16 protein-coding genes, 1 tRNA gene and 1 pseudogene are annotated in these 18643 nt (G+C 62.9%); 12 read left to right on the top strand and 6 right to left on the bottom strand.

The features are described 5' to 3' along the window. Positions 1-100 precede the first annotated feature (100 nt). The 4 genes and pseudogenes from NVV79_RS12255 (at position 101) to NVV79_RS12240 (ending at position 4375) form a co-directional block, all read left to right on the top strand. Positions 101-1183 (top strand): ABC transporter ATP-binding protein, encoded by a 1083-nt coding sequence (locus NVV79_RS12255; protein ID WP_303989754.1) that lies wholly within the window; start codon positions 101-103, stop codon positions 1181-1183. Between the two features lie 89 nt (positions 1184-1272). Continuing rightward, a pseudogene (locus NVV79_RS12250) lies at positions 1273-2550 on the top strand (extracellular solute-binding protein). Positions 2551-2609: 59 nt separating this feature from the next. Next, a complete protein-coding gene (locus NVV79_RS12245; protein WP_303989751.1) occupies positions 2610-3491 on the top strand; it encodes a carbohydrate ABC transporter permease in 882 nt (293 codons plus the stop codon). Continuing rightward, the gene (locus NVV79_RS12240; RefSeq protein WP_303989748.1) at positions 3488-4375 is read left to right on the top strand and encodes a carbohydrate ABC transporter permease; all 888 of its coding nucleotides are present in this window, start codon (positions 3488-3490) and stop codon (positions 4373-4375) included. The genes NVV79_RS12245 and NVV79_RS12240 overlap by 4 nt, the downstream gene beginning before the upstream one ends. Before the next feature lie 91 nt (positions 4376-4466). Here the strand turns inward: NVV79_RS12240 and NVV79_RS12235 are convergent, their stop codons facing one another. Beyond that, the gene (locus NVV79_RS12235) at positions 4467-5297 is read right to left on the bottom strand and encodes an alpha/beta fold hydrolase (RefSeq protein ID WP_303989746.1); all 831 of its coding nucleotides are present in this window, start codon (positions 5295-5297) and stop codon (positions 4467-4469) included. 130 nt (positions 5298-5427) lie between these two features. Here NVV79_RS12235 and NVV79_RS12230 point away from each other — a divergent pair, with 130 nt between their 5' ends. From NVV79_RS12230 to NVV79_RS12215, 4 genes are all read left to right on the top strand, one after another. Continuing rightward, the gene (locus tag NVV79_RS12230; protein WP_303989743.1) at positions 5428-7611 is read left to right on the top strand and encodes a mechanosensitive ion channel domain-containing protein; all 2184 of its coding nucleotides are present in this window, start codon (positions 5428-5430) and stop codon (positions 7609-7611) included. A 230-nt stretch (positions 7612-7841) separates the two neighbouring features. Next, positions 7842-9053, top strand: a complete 1212-nt coding sequence (locus NVV79_RS12225; protein ID WP_303989739.1) for a lytic murein transglycosylase — start codon at positions 7842-7844, stop codon at positions 9051-9053. A 173-nt stretch (positions 9054-9226) separates the two neighbouring features. After that, complete coding sequence (locus tag NVV79_RS12220) at positions 9227-10219, top strand: alpha/beta hydrolase (protein WP_303989737.1); 993 nt, start codon at positions 9227-9229, stop codon at positions 10217-10219. Positions 10220-10368: 149 nt separating this feature from the next. After that, on the top strand, positions 10369-10986 hold the full coding sequence (locus tag NVV79_RS12215; protein WP_303989734.1) for a nucleotidyltransferase family protein: 618 nt from the start codon (positions 10369-10371) through the stop codon (positions 10984-10986). Here the strand turns inward: NVV79_RS12215 and NVV79_RS12210 are convergent. From NVV79_RS12210 to NVV79_RS12200, 3 genes are all read right to left on the bottom strand, one after another. Further along, complete coding sequence (locus NVV79_RS12210; protein ID WP_303989731.1) at positions 10983-11393, bottom strand: VOC family protein; 411 nt, start codon at positions 11391-11393, stop codon at positions 10983-10985. The genes NVV79_RS12215 and NVV79_RS12210 overlap by 4 nt on opposite strands. Positions 11394-11500: 107 nt before the next feature. After that, positions 11501-11986 carry a bacterioferritin gene (bfr, locus tag NVV79_RS12205; protein ID WP_146290484.1) on the bottom strand — a complete coding sequence of 162 codons (486 nt, stop codon included), beginning with the start codon at positions 11984-11986 and terminating at the stop codon, positions 11501-11503. Further along, positions 11952-12263: a (2Fe-2S)-binding protein gene (locus NVV79_RS12200; protein WP_146290483.1), complete on the bottom strand. Its 312-nt coding sequence runs from the start codon at positions 12261-12263 to the stop codon at positions 11952-11954. The genes bfr and NVV79_RS12200 overlap by 35 nt, the downstream gene beginning before the upstream one ends. Positions 12264-12689: 426 nt before the next feature. On the opposite strand from NVV79_RS12200, the gene NVV79_RS12195 reads away from it, so the two are divergent. Then, on the top strand, positions 12690-13958 hold the full coding sequence (locus NVV79_RS12195) for a tetratricopeptide repeat protein (RefSeq protein ID WP_303989726.1): 1269 nt from the start codon (positions 12690-12692) through the stop codon (positions 13956-13958). Positions 13959-14081: 123 nt separating this feature from the next. Here the strand turns inward: NVV79_RS12195 and NVV79_RS12190 are convergent, their stop codons facing one another. Together NVV79_RS12190 and NVV79_RS12185 are read right to left on the bottom strand one after the other, a co-directional pair. Further along, positions 14082-14777, bottom strand: a complete 696-nt coding sequence (locus NVV79_RS12190) for a DUF599 domain-containing protein (protein ID WP_146290481.1) — start codon at positions 14775-14777, stop codon at positions 14082-14084. Positions 14778-14953: 176 nt separating this feature from the next. Further along, positions 14954-15991, bottom strand: coding sequence for an aldo/keto reductase (locus NVV79_RS12185; RefSeq protein WP_303989723.1), 1038 nt, complete (start codon positions 15989-15991; stop codon positions 14954-14956). Between the two features lie 319 nt (positions 15992-16310). Here NVV79_RS12185 and NVV79_RS12180 point away from each other — a divergent pair. The 3 genes from NVV79_RS12180 to NVV79_RS12170 all read left to right on the top strand — a co-directional run bounded on the left by NVV79_RS12180 (position 16311) and on the right by NVV79_RS12170 (position 18641). Continuing rightward, positions 16311-16387 (top strand) — tRNA-Met (locus NVV79_RS12180). 171 nt (positions 16388-16558) lie between these two features. Then, a complete protein-coding gene (locus tag NVV79_RS12175; RefSeq protein WP_303989720.1) occupies positions 16559-17779 on the top strand; it encodes an O-antigen ligase in 1221 nt (406 codons plus the stop codon). A 70-nt stretch (positions 17780-17849) separates the two neighbouring features. After that, positions 17850-18641, top strand: coding sequence for a DUF268 domain-containing protein (locus NVV79_RS12170; RefSeq protein WP_303989717.1), 792 nt, complete (start codon positions 17850-17852; stop codon positions 18639-18641). Positions 18642-18643 lie beyond the last annotated feature (2 nt).

Raw genomic sequence — 18643 nt, 5'->3', positions numbered from 1 at the left:
AACGCGGAAAACCACCCTCTCCCACAAGGGGCGAGGGGAGAAGAGCCTAAAGCGCTGGAAAGACGGCAAAGCCGCATCAGCCAAAAACGAGGAGGAATTGATGGCCGATATAGTTCTGAACGAGGTCAGTAAGTCCTACGGCACGGTGCAGGTGCTCGACAGCGTGTCGATGCATATCCGCTCGGGCGAGTTCATCGTGTTCCTCGGGCCGTCGGGCTGCGGAAAATCCACCTTGCTGCGCATGATTGCGGGCCTTGAAGAGGTCAATGCCGGGCAGATCCATATCGGGGATACCAGGGTCGATCAGTTGCCGCCCAACCAGCGCGGCGTCGCCATGGTGTTCCAGAATTACGCGCTCTATCCGCATATGACGGTGCGTGAGAATATGAGCTTCGGCCTGCAGAATGTGGGCACCGACAAGGCGGAGATCGCCCGCCGGGTGGACGATGCGGCGCGGATGCTGGAAATCGGCGCGCTGCTCGACCGGCGGCCGAGCCAGCTTTCGGGCGGCCAGCGCCAGCGCGTCGCCATTGGGCGGGCCATCGTGCGCGAGCCCAAGGCCTTCCTGCTCGACGAGCCGCTGAGCAATCTCGATGCCGGATTGCGGGTGCGCACGCGGGTGGAACTGGCGCAACTGCACCAGCGCATCGGCACGACGATGATCTTCGTGACGCATGACCAGACCGAGGCCATGACGCTGGCTAGCCGCATCGTGGTGATGAACAACCGCCGCATCGAGCAGATCGGCACGCCGATGGAGGTCTATTCGCGGCCGGCCAGCCGGTTTGTCGCCGCCTTTGTGGGCTCGCCCTCGATGAATTTCCTTGATGTGGCCGAGGTGAGCGAGGCCGAAGGCAAGGCGCTGATCCATGCCGGCGGTGGCGTGGTGCCGACCGATATCGCGATCTCGACCCTGCCATCGCGCGAGGGGCTGACGCTGGGCGTGCGGCCCGATGCGCTCAAGGTGGTTGCCGATGGCGGAAGCCTTGATGGCACGGTCGAGCTCGTGGAGCGGCTGGGCGACCGGACGCTGCTGCATGTGCGGCTGGCGGATGGAGCGCTTGTCGTGGCCGAGGACGGCGGCAAGAGCATGCTGGAGCCCGGCGTGGCCGTCAGCCTCGCGGCCGACCGCAGCGAAACGCATCTCTTCGACGCCGAAGGCGCCGCCTATCACTCCAACTGACAACGCGTTCCGGGGTGCGGGCTACAGGCTCAATGCGACGCACCAACCGCAGATCCAAGCATAGAGCAGCAACCTTTTGGGAGGAAAGAATGACGAAAAATCTACGTCGCCTTGCTTTGGCTTCGACCGCATTCCTTGCGCTCGCATCCGGCGCCTTCGCACAGCAGACCGTGGTGTGGTGGGACTTCCTTGCCGGTGGTGATGGCGTGCGCATGAAGGCGCTGATCGATGCGTTCAACGCCGAGCATCAGGGCGAAATCACCATCGAGGGCACGACGCTCGAATGGGGCACGCCCTTCTACACCAAGTTGCAGACTTCGTCGGCCATTGGCGAAGGCCCCGATATCGCCACCTACCACCTCAGCCGCATTCCGCTGGCCGTCGATAGCGGCACGCTGAGCGAAATCACCGACGAGGACATGGCGGGCGCCGGCATTTCCGACGCCGACTTCACCACGGCCGCCTCGGATGCCGGCAAGGTCGACGGCACCCGCTATGCCGTGCCGTTCGACCAGCATGGGCTGATCCTCTATTACAACAAGGACATGCTCGCCGAAGCCGGACTGCTCGGCGACGATGGTCTGCCGACGTTGGTCTCGACGGGCTCGACAACTTCAACGCGATCCTCGCCCAGTTCACCGGCGACGGCAAATACGGCATCTCGACGCCGACGGGCGACCGCTACCGCACGATCTACAGCCTGTTCGGCCAGCAGGGCGGGACCATGTTCGATGCCGATGCCGGCGGGTTCTTCCCCACCGACGAGGATCTGACCAAGCTGACCAATGCCATCGAGGTCGTCAAAGGCTGGGTGGATAGCGGCTATACGCCGGTGCAGGTGGAAAGCCCGGCGGCCCTGGCGCTGTTCAGCTCGGGCCAGAGCCCGTTCTTCATCATGGGCAATTGGGAAGTGCCGACCTTCGTCGATCTGCATGCCAAGGGCGAGCTGTTCGAATGGGGGGCGGTGGAACTGCCTGTTCTCTTCGAGACCAAGGCCGCATGGTCGGATCTCGCATGCTTTCGTCATTCCCGCCAATTCGGGCAAGGAAGCCGATGCGGAGAAGCGCGCCGCGGTGATGCAGGTCATCGCCTGGATGGACCAGCACAGCCTGGACTGGGCCGGTGCCGGCCATATCCCGGCCTATAATGCGGTGCGCGAGAGCGCGGAATTCAAGGCGCTGAAGCCGCAATCGGACTATGCCGGCTTTGCCGATACCGCCGTGTTCGATCCGCGCACCATCCTGGCCGGCCCTGCCGCGCCGCTGGGCGATGCCTGGAGCAACTACATCAATCCCGCCACCACCGGCGAGATCGAGCCGGCCGACGCCGCCGCGCAGATGCGTGACGACCTCAACGGCCAGTTGTAGAATCCGGTGGCCGGCGCCCGCGCGGGTGCCGGCCATCCCATGACCCGGGAGGTATGGCTATGCTGCGGGACAGGAAACAGGAATATCTGACGGCGCTGATCCTGGTCGGGCCCTTCATCCTGATCTATGGGGCCCTCTTCGTGTGGCCGACCATCCAGATGGTGCTGCTCAGCTTCACCAAGGCGCCGCTGATCGGGGTGGGCGACTGGGTCGGCTGGGACAATTATGTGAAAATCCTCAGCCAGAAGCTGTTCCATTCGGCCTTCTGGAACACCGCCTGGTTCGTGGTCCTCACCGTCATTCCCAATACGCTGATCTCGCTGGCCATCGCGCTGGCGGTGAACCGGCTCAATGGCTGGCTGCAGGGCCTGGTGCTGGCCTGTTTCTTCCTGCCCTATATCCTGCCGGTTTCGGTGGTGTTCCTCACCTGGAACTGGATCATCGATGTGCAATACGGGCTGGCGCAGGGCGTGGTGGCCTTGTTCAATGGCGGTGAGCCCAAATCGCTGACGCGCACCATTCCCCTGTTCATGCCCACGGTGGCCTTCGTCACGGTCTGGTGGACGATGGGCTTCAATATCCTGCTGTTCATCGCGGGCCTGCGCAACATTTCGCCTGAAATCTACGAGGCGGCGCAGCTCGACAGCGCCGGCCGCTGGCGGCAATTTTACCGTATCACCTGGCCGCTGGTCTGGCCGGTGACCGTATTGGTGCTGACCATCCAGCTCATCGCCCAGCTCAAGATTTTCGACCAGGTCTACCTGTTCTCGATCGGCGGGCGGCAGGATGCGACGATCACCCTGGTGCAGTATATCTACAAGCTGGCCTTCCAGCAGAACAAGGGCGGCGAGGCCGCCACCGCAGCCGTGCTGCTGTTCGGCATGATCATCGTGCTGTCGGTGCTGCAATATCAATTGCTGCGCGCGCGAGGTGAAAAATGAGCGCTGAAGCCCTTTCCGGCAGCCAGGCTGCCGTTGTCGCCGAACGCAGCCGGCGCGACCGGCCGCTCGACCTGGTCGGCATTGTGCTGACCGCCATCACGCTGCTCGTGGCGCTGGCCTCGTTCTTCCCGATCTACTGGGCGATCATCACCTCGGTCAAACCCGATGGCGAGGTGATTTCGGGCAGCAATTCGCTGTGGCCCGGCCGGTTCGTGTTCGACAGCTATATCCATATCTGGAACAACACCAATATCGCCATCTGGTACGTGAATTCCATGGTGACATCGCTGATTATCACGGTGCTGGTGATCGTCAGCTCGGCCGGCTGCGCCTATGCGCTGAGCCAGCTCGATTTCCCCGGGCGGCGGCTGATCTATGTGCTGATCCTGGCTTGTTTCATGGTGCCGATGCAGGCGCTGATCGTGAACCATTTCGTGCTGATGGCACAGTTCAAGCTGCTCAATACCTGGGCCGGCATCATCCTGCCGCAGCTCATCGTGCCGGTGGTGATCATCGTCTACAAGCAGTTCTTCGACTCCGTGCCCAAGGAGTTCCGCGAGGCGGCGCAGATGGACAGCGCCGGCCATTTCAAGATCCTGTTCCGTATCTACCTGCCGATGAACTGGGGCGTGACGGCCGCCTTGGGCATCATCACCTTTATCGGCGCCTGGAACGCGTTCCTGTGGCCGTTCCTGGCGGCGACGGGCGAGGCGACGATGACCGTGCCCGTCGGCATTACCCAGGTGAAGGATGCCTATGGCATCGTCTATGGCAAGCTCATGGCCTCGGCCGTGGTGGCCGGGCTGCCGGTGGCCATCGTCTACCTGATCTTCCAGCGCCGGGTGACGCAGGCGATCATGCTGTCGGCGGGCGTCAAGGGGTGATGAGGGCGAGGCCTGGTGCCACGCCCTCCTTCGACAGGCTCAGGATGAGGGTGGTTCGAGGCTCGCAAGAACTCGCACCTCACCATGAGGGCTACTGCCCGCTGAACCGGGCCAGGGCGGCCAGCATGGCGGCGTTGAATTGCGCCGGTCTCTGCAACGGGGCAAAATGGGTGACGCCGGGCATGATGACCCGCTCGGCGCCGGGAATGGTCTCGGCCAGATAGCGGGCGTGTTCGGGCTTGATGAATTCGTCGCCCTCGCCCTGCATTATGGTCACCGGCACGGCGATTTCGGAAAGCTGCGCTGACGTGTAGTTCGGCTGTGTGCGCTGCATGAGGCCGACGGCTTCGACAAAGGCGTCGAAATCATCAGGGGTGGCGGAGAGCGCGGCATAATCCTGCTTGTGCCGCGCAAAGCAGCGATCGACGGTGGGCGTGGGCACGAAGGGCAGGGCGCCATCGGGATCCATGTTGCAGGCAAAATAGAGCACGCCCGCTACGCGATCGGGGTGGGTGGCGCCCAGGATCAGCGCAATGCAGGCGCCGTCGCTCCAGCCGACAAAACCGGCGCGCTCGATGGCCAGGGCATCCATGAGGGTGAGGACATCGTCCGCCATCAGCTCATAGCTATAGGGCTTGCCGTCGCGCGTACTGCGGCCGTGGCCGCGGCTGTCGACCAGGATGGCGCGATAGCCGGCGGCAACGAGCGCGGCGGCCTGATGGCTCCAGTTGCCGGAATGGCCGAGACCGCCATGCAGCAGGATGACCGGCTGGCCCTGGCCGATGCTGACATACCAGATATCGGCGCCATCATGGGCGAGGTGGCCGGCATGCTGCGGGGCGGGCAAAGGCGGGGTTCCGTCGCGCTCGAAGAGGACGAGATCGTCATCGGTGAAGGCGGCCGGGGTGTCGTGCTGGGTCATTTCGTGCTCCATTCGCGGGCAAAAGGGCCGGGTAGAGATTGAACCTTCCTGCCGGCCCAGCGTATCCACATCGGGTGGCGCTGCAATGCCGCCCGATCCGCCCTTCGCCGAATTTGCCGGATATTGTCCAATGCGCCACCTGCTCCTGCTGCTGCTGTTCGTGCTTTCCCCTGTCGCCGTCATGGCGCAGGTTCCGGGGATCACCCCTGAAACGACGACGAGCAGCGACGCCGGAATCGACGAACTGATCCGCATTATCGAGAATGACGAAACGCGTGCGGCGTTGATCGAGCGGCTGAAGCAGAGCGGGACGGAGGTGACGGCGCCGGCCGAGACCGCGCCCGACCTCAATATCGTTCGCCAACTGGCCGAATATACCAAGACCGTCGCCGAAGGGGCCTCGGCCACCCTGCGCTCGCTGGCCGGGGTGTTCGTCGACCTGCAGCAGGGGCTGAGCGGGGCGCTGGAGGCGGATCTCGAAGCCTTCTGGGACGTGGCGGTGGGTGTACTGCTGGTGGCCCTGGGCCTGCTTGCCAGCTTTCTGATCATCCGGATTATCGTCACCTGGGCCAGGGGCCGCATCGCCCAGCGGGTGGCCGGGCGGGGCTGGATGTCGCGTATATTGGGGGCGCTGGCGGCGGCGCTGGTGGATTTCGGTTCGGTGCTGCTGGCCTGGGCGGTGGGCTATGTGGTGGCCCTGGCGCTGGTGGGGCAGACCACGGGGCAGATGGGCATCAACCAGTCGCTGCTGCTCAATGCGTTCCTGCTGGTCGAGCTCAGCAAGCTGGCGGTTCGCGTCATCCTGTCGCCACGCTTCGAGCCGCTGCGGCTGATCCCGGTCAGTGACGACAATGCCGCCTATTGGTCATTCTGGATCGGGCGGATCATTTCGCTGCTCGGCTATACATTCCTGTTCGTGACGCCGCTGCTGGCGGCGAACCTGTCGGTTGGCGCCGCATCGGCAGTGCAGGTGCTGGTCATGGCGACGGCCGTGACCATCGGCATTATCGTCGTGCTGCAGAACAAGGACGACGTGCGGACCTGGCTGGCCGGGATCGCGACCAAGCGCGGCCATGACGGCACCGGGCAATTGCTGATCCTGCTCGGGCGCTACTGGCACATGCTGGCCATCATCTATCTGGTGACGCTGCTGGTGGTGTGGTTCGCCAACCCCGAAGAGGCGCTGCCCTTCATGCTGGGCGCCACGGTGCAATCGCTGGTGGCTGTTCTGATCGGGGTGGTGATTGTCGGCTTCATCTCGCGCTTCGTCAGCGCCGGCCTGCGCCTGCCGGGCGATATCAAGCAGCGGTTGCCGCTGCTGGAAGCGCGGTTGCGCGCCTTCGTGCCCACGGTGATGGAAGTGGTGCGCTGGGTGGTGATCGCAGGCGTGGTGGTGGCCATTGCGCAGGCCTGGGCCCTGTTCGACTTCGTCGGCTGGATCGGCAGCGAAGCCGGGCAGCAGGTGGCCGGTTCGGTCATCTCGGCGGCGCTGATCGTGCTGGCCTGTATCGTGCTGCATGTGGTGGTGGCGTCGTGGGTCGAGTATCGGCTCAATACCAGCGTCGGCAAGGTGCCGACGGCGCGCGAGAAGACGCTGCTGAACCTGTTCAAGAACGCCTTCACCATCGCCCTGGTGGTGTTCGGGCTGATGCTGGCGCTGGCGCAGATCGGGGTCAATATCGCCCCGCTCCTGGCGGGCGCCGGGGTGATCGGCCTGGCTATCGGTTTCGGGGCGCAGAAGCTGGTGCAGGATATCATCACCGGCATCTTCATCCAGTTCGAGAATGTGATGAACGAGGGCGACGTGGTGGCCGTGGGCACCACGTCGGGTGTCGTCGAAAAGCTCACCATCCGCTCGGTGACCATCCGCGACCTTGGCGGGACGGTGCATCTCATTCCGTTCTCGTCGGTCGACCAGGTCTCCAACATGATGCGCGGTTTCTCGTTCCATGTGGCCGAGATCGGCGTGGCCTATGACAGCGACATCGTGCAGGTGAAGCAGGCCATGCATGACGCGTTCGACGCGCTGATGCAGACCGAGCACAAGGACAGCATTATCGACGACCTCGACATGCAGGGCATTATCGCCTTCGCGGCCTCGGCGGTGACGGTGCGGGCGCGCATCAAGACACTGCCGGGCAAGCATTGGGGCGTGGGGCGGGCCTATAACGAGGTGTTGAAGGCCATCTTTGCCGAACGCAATATCGAAATCCCCTATCCGCATGTGACCTATGTGCAGGGCGGAGAGGCGCGGGCCTCGGGCCGCGTGCTGCCGCCGCGACCGAGCGAGGACAAGGGGAAGCCGGACGCCTGAACGCAGAGCATCGCGCAGAAAAGTGGGAACCGGTTTTCTGCATGAAGCGATGCGACGACAAAGAGATAGAGTGGCCCTTGGCGTTCGATAGAACGCCGCCCACTCTATCGTGATCGGGCGGGGCATTTGCCTTAAGCCGATCTTAATTTGGTGGGTTAAAATAGTGTTACGCGCGCCAATTGCGGTGGCGCAGTCGTGACTTTCAGTCTTTGCGTATCACGAGGCCTGTCATGTTGTTTTTAGGGGGCAGTAGCCTTGCCCGATTTCTCCCGGCGCTGGCCATTGCCGGCGCGCTGAGCCTTTCCGCCATTGCGCCCGCCTGGGCCAACAGCGCCGATTTCGTGCGGAGCCTGTGGCCGCAGGCCGAGGCGCGCGGGGTGAGCCGGGCGGCGTTCGAAGCGGCGTTTTCCGGCTATAACTACATCCCCAAGGTCATGGAGCTGACGCGCAAGCAGCCCGAATTCTCCCAGACCGTGCAGCAATATATCGACAAAAGGGTGACGGCGGGGCAGGCGCAGAAGGGCCAGGCCATGCGCGCCGAGTGGAACCAGACGCTCACAGGCAGCGAGCAGCGCTGGGGCGTGCAGCCGGAAATCGTGCTGGCCATCTGGGGCATGGAAACCAATTTCGGCGGCTTCATGGGTGGGGAGAACACCATCCACGCGCTGGCGACGCTGACCGAGGGCGGCTATCGCGCCGACTTCTTCCGCGAGGAATTGCTGACGGCTTTGCGCATCGTTTCGGATGGGCATGTAAGCGCGCGTAACATGACGGGGTCATGGGCCGGGGCGATGGGGCATACCCAGTTCATGCCCTCGAGCTTCATGCGCTATGCGGTCGACTATAATGGCGACGGGCGCAAGGATATCTGGAATTCGGTGCAGGACGCGCTGGGCTCGACCGCCAATTACCTGCACAGCTTCGGCTGGCGGAAGGGGGAGACCTGGGGCTACGAGGTCAAGCTCCCCAGCGGCTTCGATTTCGCGGCGGCGCGGGGGATCGAGAAGGCGCCGCTGAGCCAGTGGCAGGCCATGGGCATACAGCGCGTGTCGGGCCGGGCCTTCCCGCGGCCCAGCGATGTTGGGCGGCTCTATATGCCGGCCGGCGCCAATGGCCCGACCTTCCTGCTGCTGCCCAATTTCGATGTGATCAAGCGCTACAACAATTCGGACAGCTATGCGCTGGCGGTGGGGCATCTGGCCGACCGCATCCTGGGGGGCGGCAATTTCGCGACGGCGTGGCCGGCGGGCGATTATGCGCTGACCAAGGCGCAGAGGGCCGAGTTGCAGACGCTGCTGAGCCGCGCCGGATTCGATGCCGGCTCGCCCGATGGGGTGGTGGGACCGCGGACGCGGGCGGCGGTTCTGGCCTATCAGGGACGGGTCGGATTGCCGGCGGATGGTCACATCTCCGGGAGACTGCTGGATGCGCTCAAACGTTAACCATTCGTTAACGGATTGGGAGCAGCTTTATCGGGCTTAAGTAGAGGGCAGGCTGGCTATCGAGCATTCGAGGCGCCTGCCCTCGCCCATTTCCGGCGCCCTCCATTGCCACAAAATCCCCGGCTTTGCTCGCTAGGCGGGCGGTCTCCCAATTCTCTGGTTCGTGAATGATCATGCCGTTTCGTCGCGCCCTTGCGGTGCTCCTCCTCCTGCTCGTCCTGTCGGCACAAGCCTTTGCGCTGTCTGTCATGGACCCGTTCAACCTGCCGGCGGTCATGGATGGCGGCACGGTGAAGGTGGGCGATGGCATTGCCTATGCCGACGGGCCGCGGCACAAGCTGGACGTCTATGCGCCCGAGGCGCGGGGGACGTCGGCGCCGGTGGTGTTCTTCGTCTATGGCGGGGGCTGGAACCGGGGCGAGCGCAGCGATTACCAGTTTGCCGGCAGGGCGCTAGCGTCGCGCGGCTTCGTCGTGGTGATCGCGGATTATCGCCTGGTGCCTGAGGTGACCTATCCGGGATTTCTCGAGGACAGCGCCAATGCGCTGCGCTGGGTGCAGGACAATATCGCCTCCTATGGCGGCGATCCCACGCGGCTGTTCCTGGCCGGCCATTCGGCTGGGGCCTATAATGCCGTCATGCTGGCGATGGACCCGTCATTCCTGCGGGAATACGGCGTGACCATGCCAATCCTGGGCGTGGCGGCCTTGTCGGGGCCGTATGATTTCTACCCGTTCGAATATGGCGAGGTGCAGAACGCGTTTGGCGCGGCGCCCAATCCGCAAGGCACGCAGCCGATCAACCTGGTGACGCCGGAAACGCCGCCCATGTATCTGGCGACCGGCACGACCGACCCGATCGTGCGCATGCAGAATACCGAGCGGTTCGCCCAGAAGCTCAAGGATAGCGGGGTCTGGGTGACCACGCGCTATTACGAGGGGTTCGGGCATATGGAGCCGGTCATCGCCATGGGGGCGATGTGGCGCTGGCGCATGCCCGTGCTGGACGACATGGTGGCCTTTTTCCAGATGTTCGGCGCCTTCCCCAGCGGCGTGCCCTATGTGGCCGTGGCGCCCAACCCGCCTGAGCAACTGCCGGAAGCCATCGCGCCGATGGAGCAGATCGTGGACGAGCTTAACGCCATGTTCCAGCCGATCGAGAATTAACGCATCGCAGAATCAAGCAGTAGACCTCAACCTGATGGTTCGACGGGCTCACCATGTCGAAGGACGAGGTCGCGGCGATATGGTGCCACGCCCTCGTGGTTCGCCCTTCGGCAAGCTCAGGAGGCTCACCATGAGGGCTGTTGGGACAGATGCCGACCGATCATCTCCGATATTCTGGCGCTGATCCGCAGGCGCAGCGTGATGCGCTCGAAGCCATCATTCGCAATTCGGCGCTGCTGATGGGTGTGCTGGGTGGGATGCGGGAACTGGCGCTGCCCGACATGCTGCTGGGGTCGGGGGCGATCTACAACACGGTCTGGAATGTGCTGACCGGGCGGCCGCCGCTGACGGGGATCAAGGATGCCGATGTCGTTTATTTCGACGATAGCGACCTGTCCTATGAGGCGGAGGATGCGGCCATCCGGCGGGCGGCGGCGCAGTTTGCCGGCCTGCCGGTTCCGGTCGAGCTGCGCAACCAGGCGCGGGTGCATATCTGGTTTCCGCAGAAGTTCGGGACGCCCTATCCGCAGCTGAAATCCAGCGCGGAAATGATGCTCTATTTCGCGTCCAGGACCCACGCAGTGGCGGTGCGCCTGGAGGCGGACGAGCGGTTGAGCATCTTCGCGCCATTCGGGCTCGACGATATTTTCTCGTTCCGCATCACGCCCAATCCGACGCTGGACAATGCCGCCACACATGCGACCAAGGCCGCGCGGGCCAAGGCGGTGTGGCCGGAGCTGACGGTTGTGCCGTGGCCTGAAGCCTAAGCCGGGTCGAGCCTGACTGACTCCGCAGAGCGGCGGACGGGGCCGTGAAAGACGGCTTCGATATTGTTGCCATCGGGGTCGAGCACGAAGGCGCCGTAATAGCCGGGGTGGTAGTCGCGTTCGCCGGGCCGGCCATTGTCCTTGCCGCCGGCGGCAAGGGCGGCCTTGTGGAAGGCATCGACCATGTCGCGGCTGCGGGCCTGGAAGGCCAGGTGGATATGGGTCGGCACGGTGCGGGCATCGGCGCCATCGACGAAGAGTTCATCGACCTGGAACCAGCCTTCGCCGGCATGCTCGATCTTGACATCGAGCGCGGCCAGCACCTTTTCGTAGAAATAACGGGTAGCCATGTAGTTCCTGGCGCGCAGATGGACATGGTCGATGAGGCGGCCGGTATGCCAGGTCATGGACGTCTCCGTTGCCAGAACGGCAAGGGCAAAAAGAAACGGAGGCCCCTGCTTTCGCGGGGATGACTCCGTGGGAGAGGGGCGGCACCTCCGCCCCGCATTCGATGTTATTCGGCTTCGTCGGCCGAGGCCGAATTGAGCTGGCCGTATTTCTCGGGGCCGATCTTGTCGAGCAGTTCGAGCTGGGTCTCGAGGAAATCGATATGGCCTTCCTCGTCGGTCAGCAGCGCCTCGAACAGGTTCTTGGAGACATAGTCGCCAAGCTGTTCGCAGAGCTCGCGGCTGGCCTTGTAGGCGGCGCGGGCGTCATATTCGCCGGCGAGATCGGCTTCGAGCACTTCCTTGATGGTCTGGCCGATTCGCAAAGGCGCGACGCGCTGCAGGTTAGGATGGCCTTCGAGGAAGATGATGCGCTCGATCAGGCGATCGGCATGATGCATTTCTTCAATGGATTCGGCGCGTTCCTTGGAGGCCAGCTTCTTATAGCCCCAATCGTCGAGAAGACGAAAATGAACCCAATACTGATTGACCGCACCGAGTTCGAGAAAGAGGGCTTCGTTAAGCCGCTCGATGACTTGTGCTTCGCCTTTCACGACGTACTCCACTCCGTTGCTGCTTGAGCTTTTCGAGCCCAGTCGGAAGCGAGAGGACTTCGCCTGACTGTTGGGCTTGCTGGCTGTGGTAGTTTTCGGTGACGCGAACGATAATGTCCACCACATTCGGCACGCAACCGCCGCATTTGGCGCGGCGATTGAGTTCCGAATAGACCTTGGCCGGCACGACAAGCTGCCACGGATCGGCACGGAGCAGGTCGAGGACTATATCCTCGATCTCCTTCGACGTAATCATGTTGCACTGGCAGACGAGCATGGGCTGCGACGGGTCGGTTGGGCTTGCTGGCGCGCATAAAGCGACCGGATTAGGTGAATGTCAAGGTCATGTAATGTCACGTCCCTAACGGGCCGTGCCATTCCATGGTCACGCTGCGGCTTTGCCGCTGCCGTGGTCATTGCATGTCGCATGCCTAACAGGTCGTGCCATTCCATGGCCGCGCTGCGGCTGCGCCGCGCTTGCGGTCATGTAGTCTCACCATGAGCATAGGCACACTGGCGCTTCCCCCGGACTTGATCCACGGGTCACTCTCAACCGGCACAAGCGGCGAGAGACCCGCGGATCAAGTCCGCGGGAGGCGGTTGTGGGTGGGCAAGATGGTGGGCTGTATAGGAGACGATGCCTTGGCTTGCTCCTGTGTGGGGCTTGGGTAGAGTGTGGCGGCGGCTGGTGGAGGAGAGTGCCATGCGCGGATTGAAGGGCTTGCGGCGGGGTCTGTTGGCATGGGCCTTTGTTGCGCCGGTGGGAATGGCGGCGGCGCCGGTGCTGGCCGGTCCGGCATTCGATGCCTGTGCGGCGGCGGCGGCGAGCCAGTTCGAGACCGGGTTTGAAAGCATCGGCCGCGAAAGCTGGGAGATCGACACCGATGCCGCCATCGACGCCTGTACCAAGGCGCTGGCCGCGGAGCCCGGCTCGGCCCAGGTCAAGGGCTGGCTGGCGCGGGCCTATTATGCCGATGGCGATACCCAAAGCGCCGTGCCGCTCTTCGAGGAAGCGGCAGCGGATGGCAATGTGGTGGCGCTGGCCATTTTCGGCGACATGCTGACCACCGGCGACGGCGTGCCGATGGACATGGAGCGGGGCGCGCAACTGCTGACAGAGGGGGCGGAAGCCGGTTTCGCGCTCGCGCAGAACAGCCTTGGGCTGAGCTACGATTTCGGCGAGGGGCTGACGCAGGACTATACGCAGGCGGCGCGCTGGTATCGCGCGGCGGCCGAGCAGGGGATGAGCAAGGCACAGTCCAATCTGGGGCTGATGTATGAGGAAGGGCTGGGCGTGCCACGCGACTATGTCGCCGCGGCGGCCTGGTTCGAACTGGCGGTGGCGCAGGGTGATGCCTCCGGCCAGGTCAATCTGGGCAAACTGCTGCAGGATGGGCTGGGGCGGCCAGCCGACCTGGCGCAGGCGGCCGAACTCTATCGGCTGGCGGCCGACCAGGGCGATATGTATGGTCAGAACAACCTGGCCTTCCTGCTGGAGAATGGCGAAGGCGTGGAGGCCGATGTCGCGGCGGCGGCAGAACTCTATCAGCAGGCGGCCGACCAGGGCCTGGCGCTGGCCAAGCACAATCTGGCGCTGCTCTATGAGGACGGCAATGGCGTGACGCAGGACTATAAGCGGGCGCTGGAGCTGTATCGGGAAGCGGCGGAAGGCGGGGAAATGCGCGCTGCGGTCAATCTGGGCCTGCTCTATCTCGACGGGCTGGGCACCGATGTCGACTATGAAGAGGCGCTGAAATGGACCCAGCTTGCCGCCGATAGCGACCAGCCAATCGCGCTCAACAATATGGGACATATCTACGAGAACGGGCTGGGCGTCACGGCCGACCGGGCCACGGCGATCAGCTATTACCAGCAGGCGGCCGACCAGGGCTATCAGCTCGCGGCAGACAACCTGGTGCGGCTGACCGGGCCGGCCGGCACTGGCGCATCGGGTAAGACCAAGACGAAGTAATGGTCCAGCAGCCCTCATGGTGAGCCTGTCGAACCACGAGGGCGTGGCACGGTAGCTTCTCCACTCGCCCGCCCCCATGGTTCGACAAGCTCACCATGAGGTCTTTGAGGCAGGAGCGTCTCCTTAGCCTCGCTTTTCCTGCTGGCGGCGGGCCGCGATGATGGCGGCCGAGGCCGCGGTGCGGTGGGCCGAGGAAAAGAATTCGCGATGCGCCAGGATCAGGATGGTGACGAGGCAGGCGACAATCGGCAGCCATTCGGAGGCGAACCAGGCCACGGTGGCCACCGAGAAATAATAGGCGCGCACACCGCTGTTGAAATTGCGGGCGCCCAGCGCGTTCATGGCGGTGATAGCCTCGATCTCGGGCTCTGAAATCGGGCTGGAATGATCGAGCGCGCCCAGCATGATGCAGAAATGGTTGAACTGGCGCAGCGACAGCGTGAAGGCGAAAAAGGCCAGCACGAACATGGTCAGCATGACGACCAGATGCAATTGCACATCCAGCGTGGTGTAGACCCGATCCAGCGACAGCGAATTGAGCGTGGTCATCAGCGCCGGCACCTGGCCGAAGACCGCGAAAACGGCCAGGATCAGCAGGACGGCGGTGGAGGCCAGGAAGCTCACCGAGCCCATGATATTGCCCGACAAGATGGCGTCGAACGGGGATTCGCGCAGGGCGGCATTGGCCACCCAGCGGCGGCGCTGCATGTTCATGATGGCCGATAGCGAGGGCCGCATCCGCTCCACCAGCGGCACGACGATATTGTAGGCGAAGTAGCAGATCAGCGGAAACAGGGTGGAGATCAGTGTCGTCGACAAGGGTAGCCCTCGCTCTTGAATCCGCGATATCCCGGCTTGACCGGAATGCATATCCGCTTTCCATAACCCGCCGCGTCATTCCCGCGAAAGCGGGAATCCACTCTGGACTGCCTCAGCAAAGAATGGATTCCCGCTTTCGCGGGAATGACGCAGTAAAATGGGGGTATCCCGTCCCATCAGATGGGGCGTGGGTAGCGGCGGTGGATGGCTTCGATCTCGGCCAGCAGGTCCGGCGACAGGGTGACGGCACGGGCGCCGATGGCATTGGCCAGCTGTTCGGTGCTGGTGGCGCCGATGATGACCGAGGTCATGAAGGCGCGGGTCAACGCGAAGGCGATGGCCATCTGGGCCGGATCGAGCCCGTGGCGGGCGGCCAGGGCCAGATAGTGTTTGCCGGCGGCTTCGGAATGTTCGTTGAGCCGCCAGAAACCCTTCTGGTAATCGCCGCGGCTGCCCTTGGGCATGTTTCCGTCGAAATATTTGCCGGTGATGAGGCCACCGGCCAGCGGTGAATAGGCGAGCAGGCCGACATTTTCGTGGTGGCTGAGCTCGGCCAGGTCGAGCTCGAACTGGCGGCGCAGCAGGTTATATTCGTTCTGCACGGAGACGAGGCGCGGCAGGCCCTTTAACTCGGCGATACGCAGCCATTGGGCAATGCCCCAAGTGGTCTCGTTGGAGACGCCGACATGGCGCAGCTTGCCCTCCTTGACCAGCGCACCCAGCGTTTCCAGCATGTCCTCGATATTGGCGAGCACGTCGGCCGTGTCCTGCTTGTGGGGCGCGTAATCCCAGGAGCCGTCGAAATTGTAGCTGCCGCGGCCGGCCCAGTGGATCTGGTAGAGATCGAGATAATCGGTCCGCAGGCGCCGCAGGCTGGCCTCGAAGGCCTGGCGCAAGGTCTTGCCACTGGTGCGGCTGCCATTGCGGATGAAATCCACCGGGCCGCCGGCGACCTTGGAGGCGAGAATCCATTTGTCGCGCTTGCCGGTCTTGCTGAACCAGGTGCCGATGATTTCCTCGGTACGGCCCGAGGTCTCGGGGCTGCGCGGCACGGCGTAAATCTCGGCCGTGTCCATGAAATTGAGGCCCGCTTCCAGCGCCATATCGATCTGGGCATGGCCCTCCGCCTCGGTGTTCTGGCTGCCCCAGGTCATGGTGCCCAGGCAGAGTTCGGTCACCAGCAGGTCGGTGCGGCCAAGCGGCTTCAATTTCATCAGGTGTACCTCGGAAACTGGTAAGGAAGGGCGGCCACCCTAAAGCATTTCGTCGTTTGGTTGAAACGCCGAAATGCTCTAAATCCTTGTTCCGTCGTGTTTTCCGAGCTGCAGGGCCATGGTCCCTGCTGCTGGAAACACCCTGGCCGGTGCCGGCTGAATGGACGGGGTGGCGGGGGCAAAAAATCGCATCGTCAAAAAAGCGTCATGCAGCCTGCTTTTGGGGTTGAGCTATCGGCCCCGAGCCCCTATATACGCCTCACGTCGCGACCACGGTCGCAGTGATGACGGCCCACCGGCACTGTTATCGACTATTTGACGCGGGATGGAGCAGCCCGGTAGCTCGTCAGGCTCATAACCTGAAGGTCGCAGGTTCAAATCCTGCTCCCGCAACCAAAAAACCCCAGTTAAGCCCGGCGCTTAGCTGGGGTTTTCCTTTGTTCCATAGCGATCGGCTGATCGGGGACAGGTTGCGGCATTGTTGTCAGACAGTACGAAAGTGCCGGCAAGCGCCGTTGCTGGTCTCACATGGCCATGGCAAGAAGGGGCTCAATCTTGTGGAATCCCATGACCCTACGCCCTGCCATCCTGCTGATCGCCCTTGTCGCGGCCTTGGCCATGACTCCTGTCGCGCCGGAAGCCGGTAATATCATCTATCTGGCCGCCGGAGCCGTTGCCATAATCCTAATGCGTCCCAGTCTCGCGGCTTTCTACAGGCCAATCGTGTGGATGCCGTTTGGCGGGCTGTCGCTGGTTCTCGTTGCCTATACTTTCGCGGCGGGTGGGGTCGCCGGTGTCCTTAGTGTGCTTTATTTTGCGCCATTTCTCGCTGTTTGGCCGTTGATCTCTCTTGCGCGCGCCGATGCTGGACCCGAGCCCGCCATGGTGGCGCTACTCAGCCTGTGCGGTGTTGCCGGTGCCGCAGCGGTTGCGGTGGGAGAGTTCGCGGCAACAGGCACGATGCGCGCGGGAGCGAGCGTCGCCAATCCGATCCATTTCGCCGATGTTGCACTGGCCTGTGGCGTGCTCGCAACCATCGGGGCAGTCTACGCGACAGGAGCATTGCGCATCATTGCCTTGTCCGGGCCGGTTTTCGCCGCTGCTGCCGTGTTGTTGTCGGGGACAAGGGGGGCCGTGGTCGCGTTTGTCGCCATGGCATTCACCGCTCTCGTCCTCGCGGTGGTCCTGCGGGCCATCTCGCGAAGGCATTTCGTTATGGCGCTCGTGGCCGCAATGGCAATTATCGCTGCGCTGGCTCTGGGCGCGGGGCAGATTTCCGGCGTCCAAAGGGTTGTGAATGACGTAAAGGACCTGATGCAATCGGAACTGCCGGCGGGCAATTCAACGAACCTGCGGCTGCAAATGTACAAAGGGGGGCTGGATGCCTTTGTCTCGTCCCCGGTGGTCGGACACGGCCCCTTTGCCTATGTTGCGGTTGCTGAAAGCAGTGTTGGCGGTTCCTTTGAAGACGCGCCGCACCTGCATAGCGATTTAGCCAATTTTGCTGCAAGCGCCGGTATCTTGGGCGTCTTGGCCTATTTCCTGCTTCTGCTGGCCCCCCTGGCCGAGGTTTTTCAGAATAGGCGAGTTGTGCCAAAGGGACTGATAATCGTCGTCGCGTCGCTGACCGTCGGCTATCTCGTCATGGGCCTTACCAATGCGATGTTCGGTATTCTCTCGGTAACGGTGTTCTTTTCCACGATCTGCGTCGTTACAGGTCTGCTCGTGGAGCGGCCGGCCCGGCAGGTGCCTGCAGACCAACTTGAGGTCGCGGAAAGGGTGGGGTAGATGTCTACCAGGTTCCATCCTTGTTCGGTGATATATGTCTTTTCGCTCATTCGTTAAGCGGACTCCGGGGTTGAGGACGCTTGCATACTGGGCGTTCACCGCCAACAAGAAAGGTCTTCTGAACCCGCTGGTTCTGGGTCGAACCGTTGGCTACATGCCCAAATTCATGGGGCAGTTTCAGGATCTCAAGAACGACGCCGGGTCGCGCGGTGTTGCAATCAAGATCAAGGACGTCTTTCCGGTGGCGCTGGACTACAGCGTCAATCACGTGAACCGGCATTATTGGTTCCAGGATATTCATGTGGCCCAGAAAGTGATCGATGGATCACGCGGAAAACCGGACCATCTTCATATCGACATCGGGTCGCGTATCGAAGGATTTATCCTGGCCCTGATTGCGGCACGCATCAATCTTGTGTTCGGCGAAATCAACATGCCCAAGATTGCCTTCGAGAATACCGAACTCCGTTTCATCGATCTGCAGAATATGTCGCCCGAGCAGTTTGCAGGCGCGACCTCGGTCTCGTGCCTGCACGTGATCGAGCATCTCGGGTTGGGCAAGTATGGCGACGCGATAGACGCGCTTGGGCACTTCAAGGTGTTCAGTGATTTCGCACGGGTGCTGGGCCCCGGCGTGCCGCTTTATGTCAGTTCGCCCACGTCGAACGAGCCTGGAGTCGTCTTCAATGCCGGACGGCACCTCGATCCGGTGGAAATGTATCAGGAAGCAGAAAAGGCCGGCTTCACCGTGCTGGAAAAGGCGTTTGTCACGAGCGCATGGTCGCTGTTGATCGACCCCAGCGACGAAGAGATGCGTGCCGATCCCTATGGCTGCCTGATCCTGACGCTGATCAAGCGTTAGCC

This window comes from Devosia ginsengisoli, from assembly GCF_024707105.1.
GTDB lineage: Bacteria > Pseudomonadota > Alphaproteobacteria > Rhizobiales > Devosiaceae > Devosia > Devosia ginsengisoli_A.
This window is presented reverse-complemented; position numbering and strand designations above follow the sequence as displayed.

What these genes read in the sequence shown, in the direction of transcription:
- NVV79_RS12255 (WP_303989754.1), top strand. Translation starts at nt 101, where the DNA reads ATGGCCGATATAGTTCTGAACGAGGTCAGTAAGTCCTACGGCACGGTG.
- NVV79_RS12245 (WP_303989751.1), top strand. Translation starts at nt 2,610, where the DNA reads ATGCTGCGGGACAGGAAACAGGAATATCTGACGGCGCTGATCCTGGTC.
- NVV79_RS12240 (WP_303989748.1), top strand. Translation starts at nt 3,488, where the DNA reads ATGAGCGCTGAAGCCCTTTCCGGCAGCCAGGCTGCCGTTGTCGCCGAA.
- NVV79_RS12235 (WP_303989746.1), bottom strand. Translation starts at nt 5,297, where the DNA reads ATGACCCAGCACGACACCCCGGCCGCCTTCACCGATGACGATCTCGTC.
- NVV79_RS12230 (WP_303989743.1), top strand. Translation starts at nt 5,428, where the DNA reads ATGCGCCACCTGCTCCTGCTGCTGCTGTTCGTGCTTTCCCCTGTCGCC.
- NVV79_RS12225 (WP_303989739.1), top strand. Translation starts at nt 7,842, where the DNA reads ATGTTGTTTTTAGGGGGCAGTAGCCTTGCCCGATTTCTCCCGGCGCTG.
- NVV79_RS12220 (WP_303989737.1), top strand. Translation starts at nt 9,227, where the DNA reads ATGCCGTTTCGTCGCGCCCTTGCGGTGCTCCTCCTCCTGCTCGTCCTG.
- NVV79_RS12215 (WP_303989734.1), top strand. Translation starts at nt 10,369, where the DNA reads ATGCCGACCGATCATCTCCGATATTCTGGCGCTGATCCGCAGGCGCAG.
- NVV79_RS12210 (WP_303989731.1), bottom strand. Translation starts at nt 11,393, where the DNA reads ATGACCTGGCATACCGGCCGCCTCATCGACCATGTCCATCTGCGCGCC.
- NVV79_RS12200 (WP_146290483.1), bottom strand. Translation starts at nt 12,263, where the DNA reads ATGCTCGTCTGCCAGTGCAACATGATTACGTCGAAGGAGATCGAGGAT.
- NVV79_RS12195 (WP_303989726.1), top strand. Translation starts at nt 12,690, where the DNA reads ATGCGCGGATTGAAGGGCTTGCGGCGGGGTCTGTTGGCATGGGCCTTT.
- NVV79_RS12185 (WP_303989723.1), bottom strand. Translation starts at nt 15,991, where the DNA reads ATGAAATTGAAGCCGCTTGGCCGCACCGACCTGCTGGTGACCGAACTC.
- NVV79_RS12175 (WP_303989720.1), top strand. Translation starts at nt 16,559, where the DNA reads ATGACCCTACGCCCTGCCATCCTGCTGATCGCCCTTGTCGCGGCCTTG.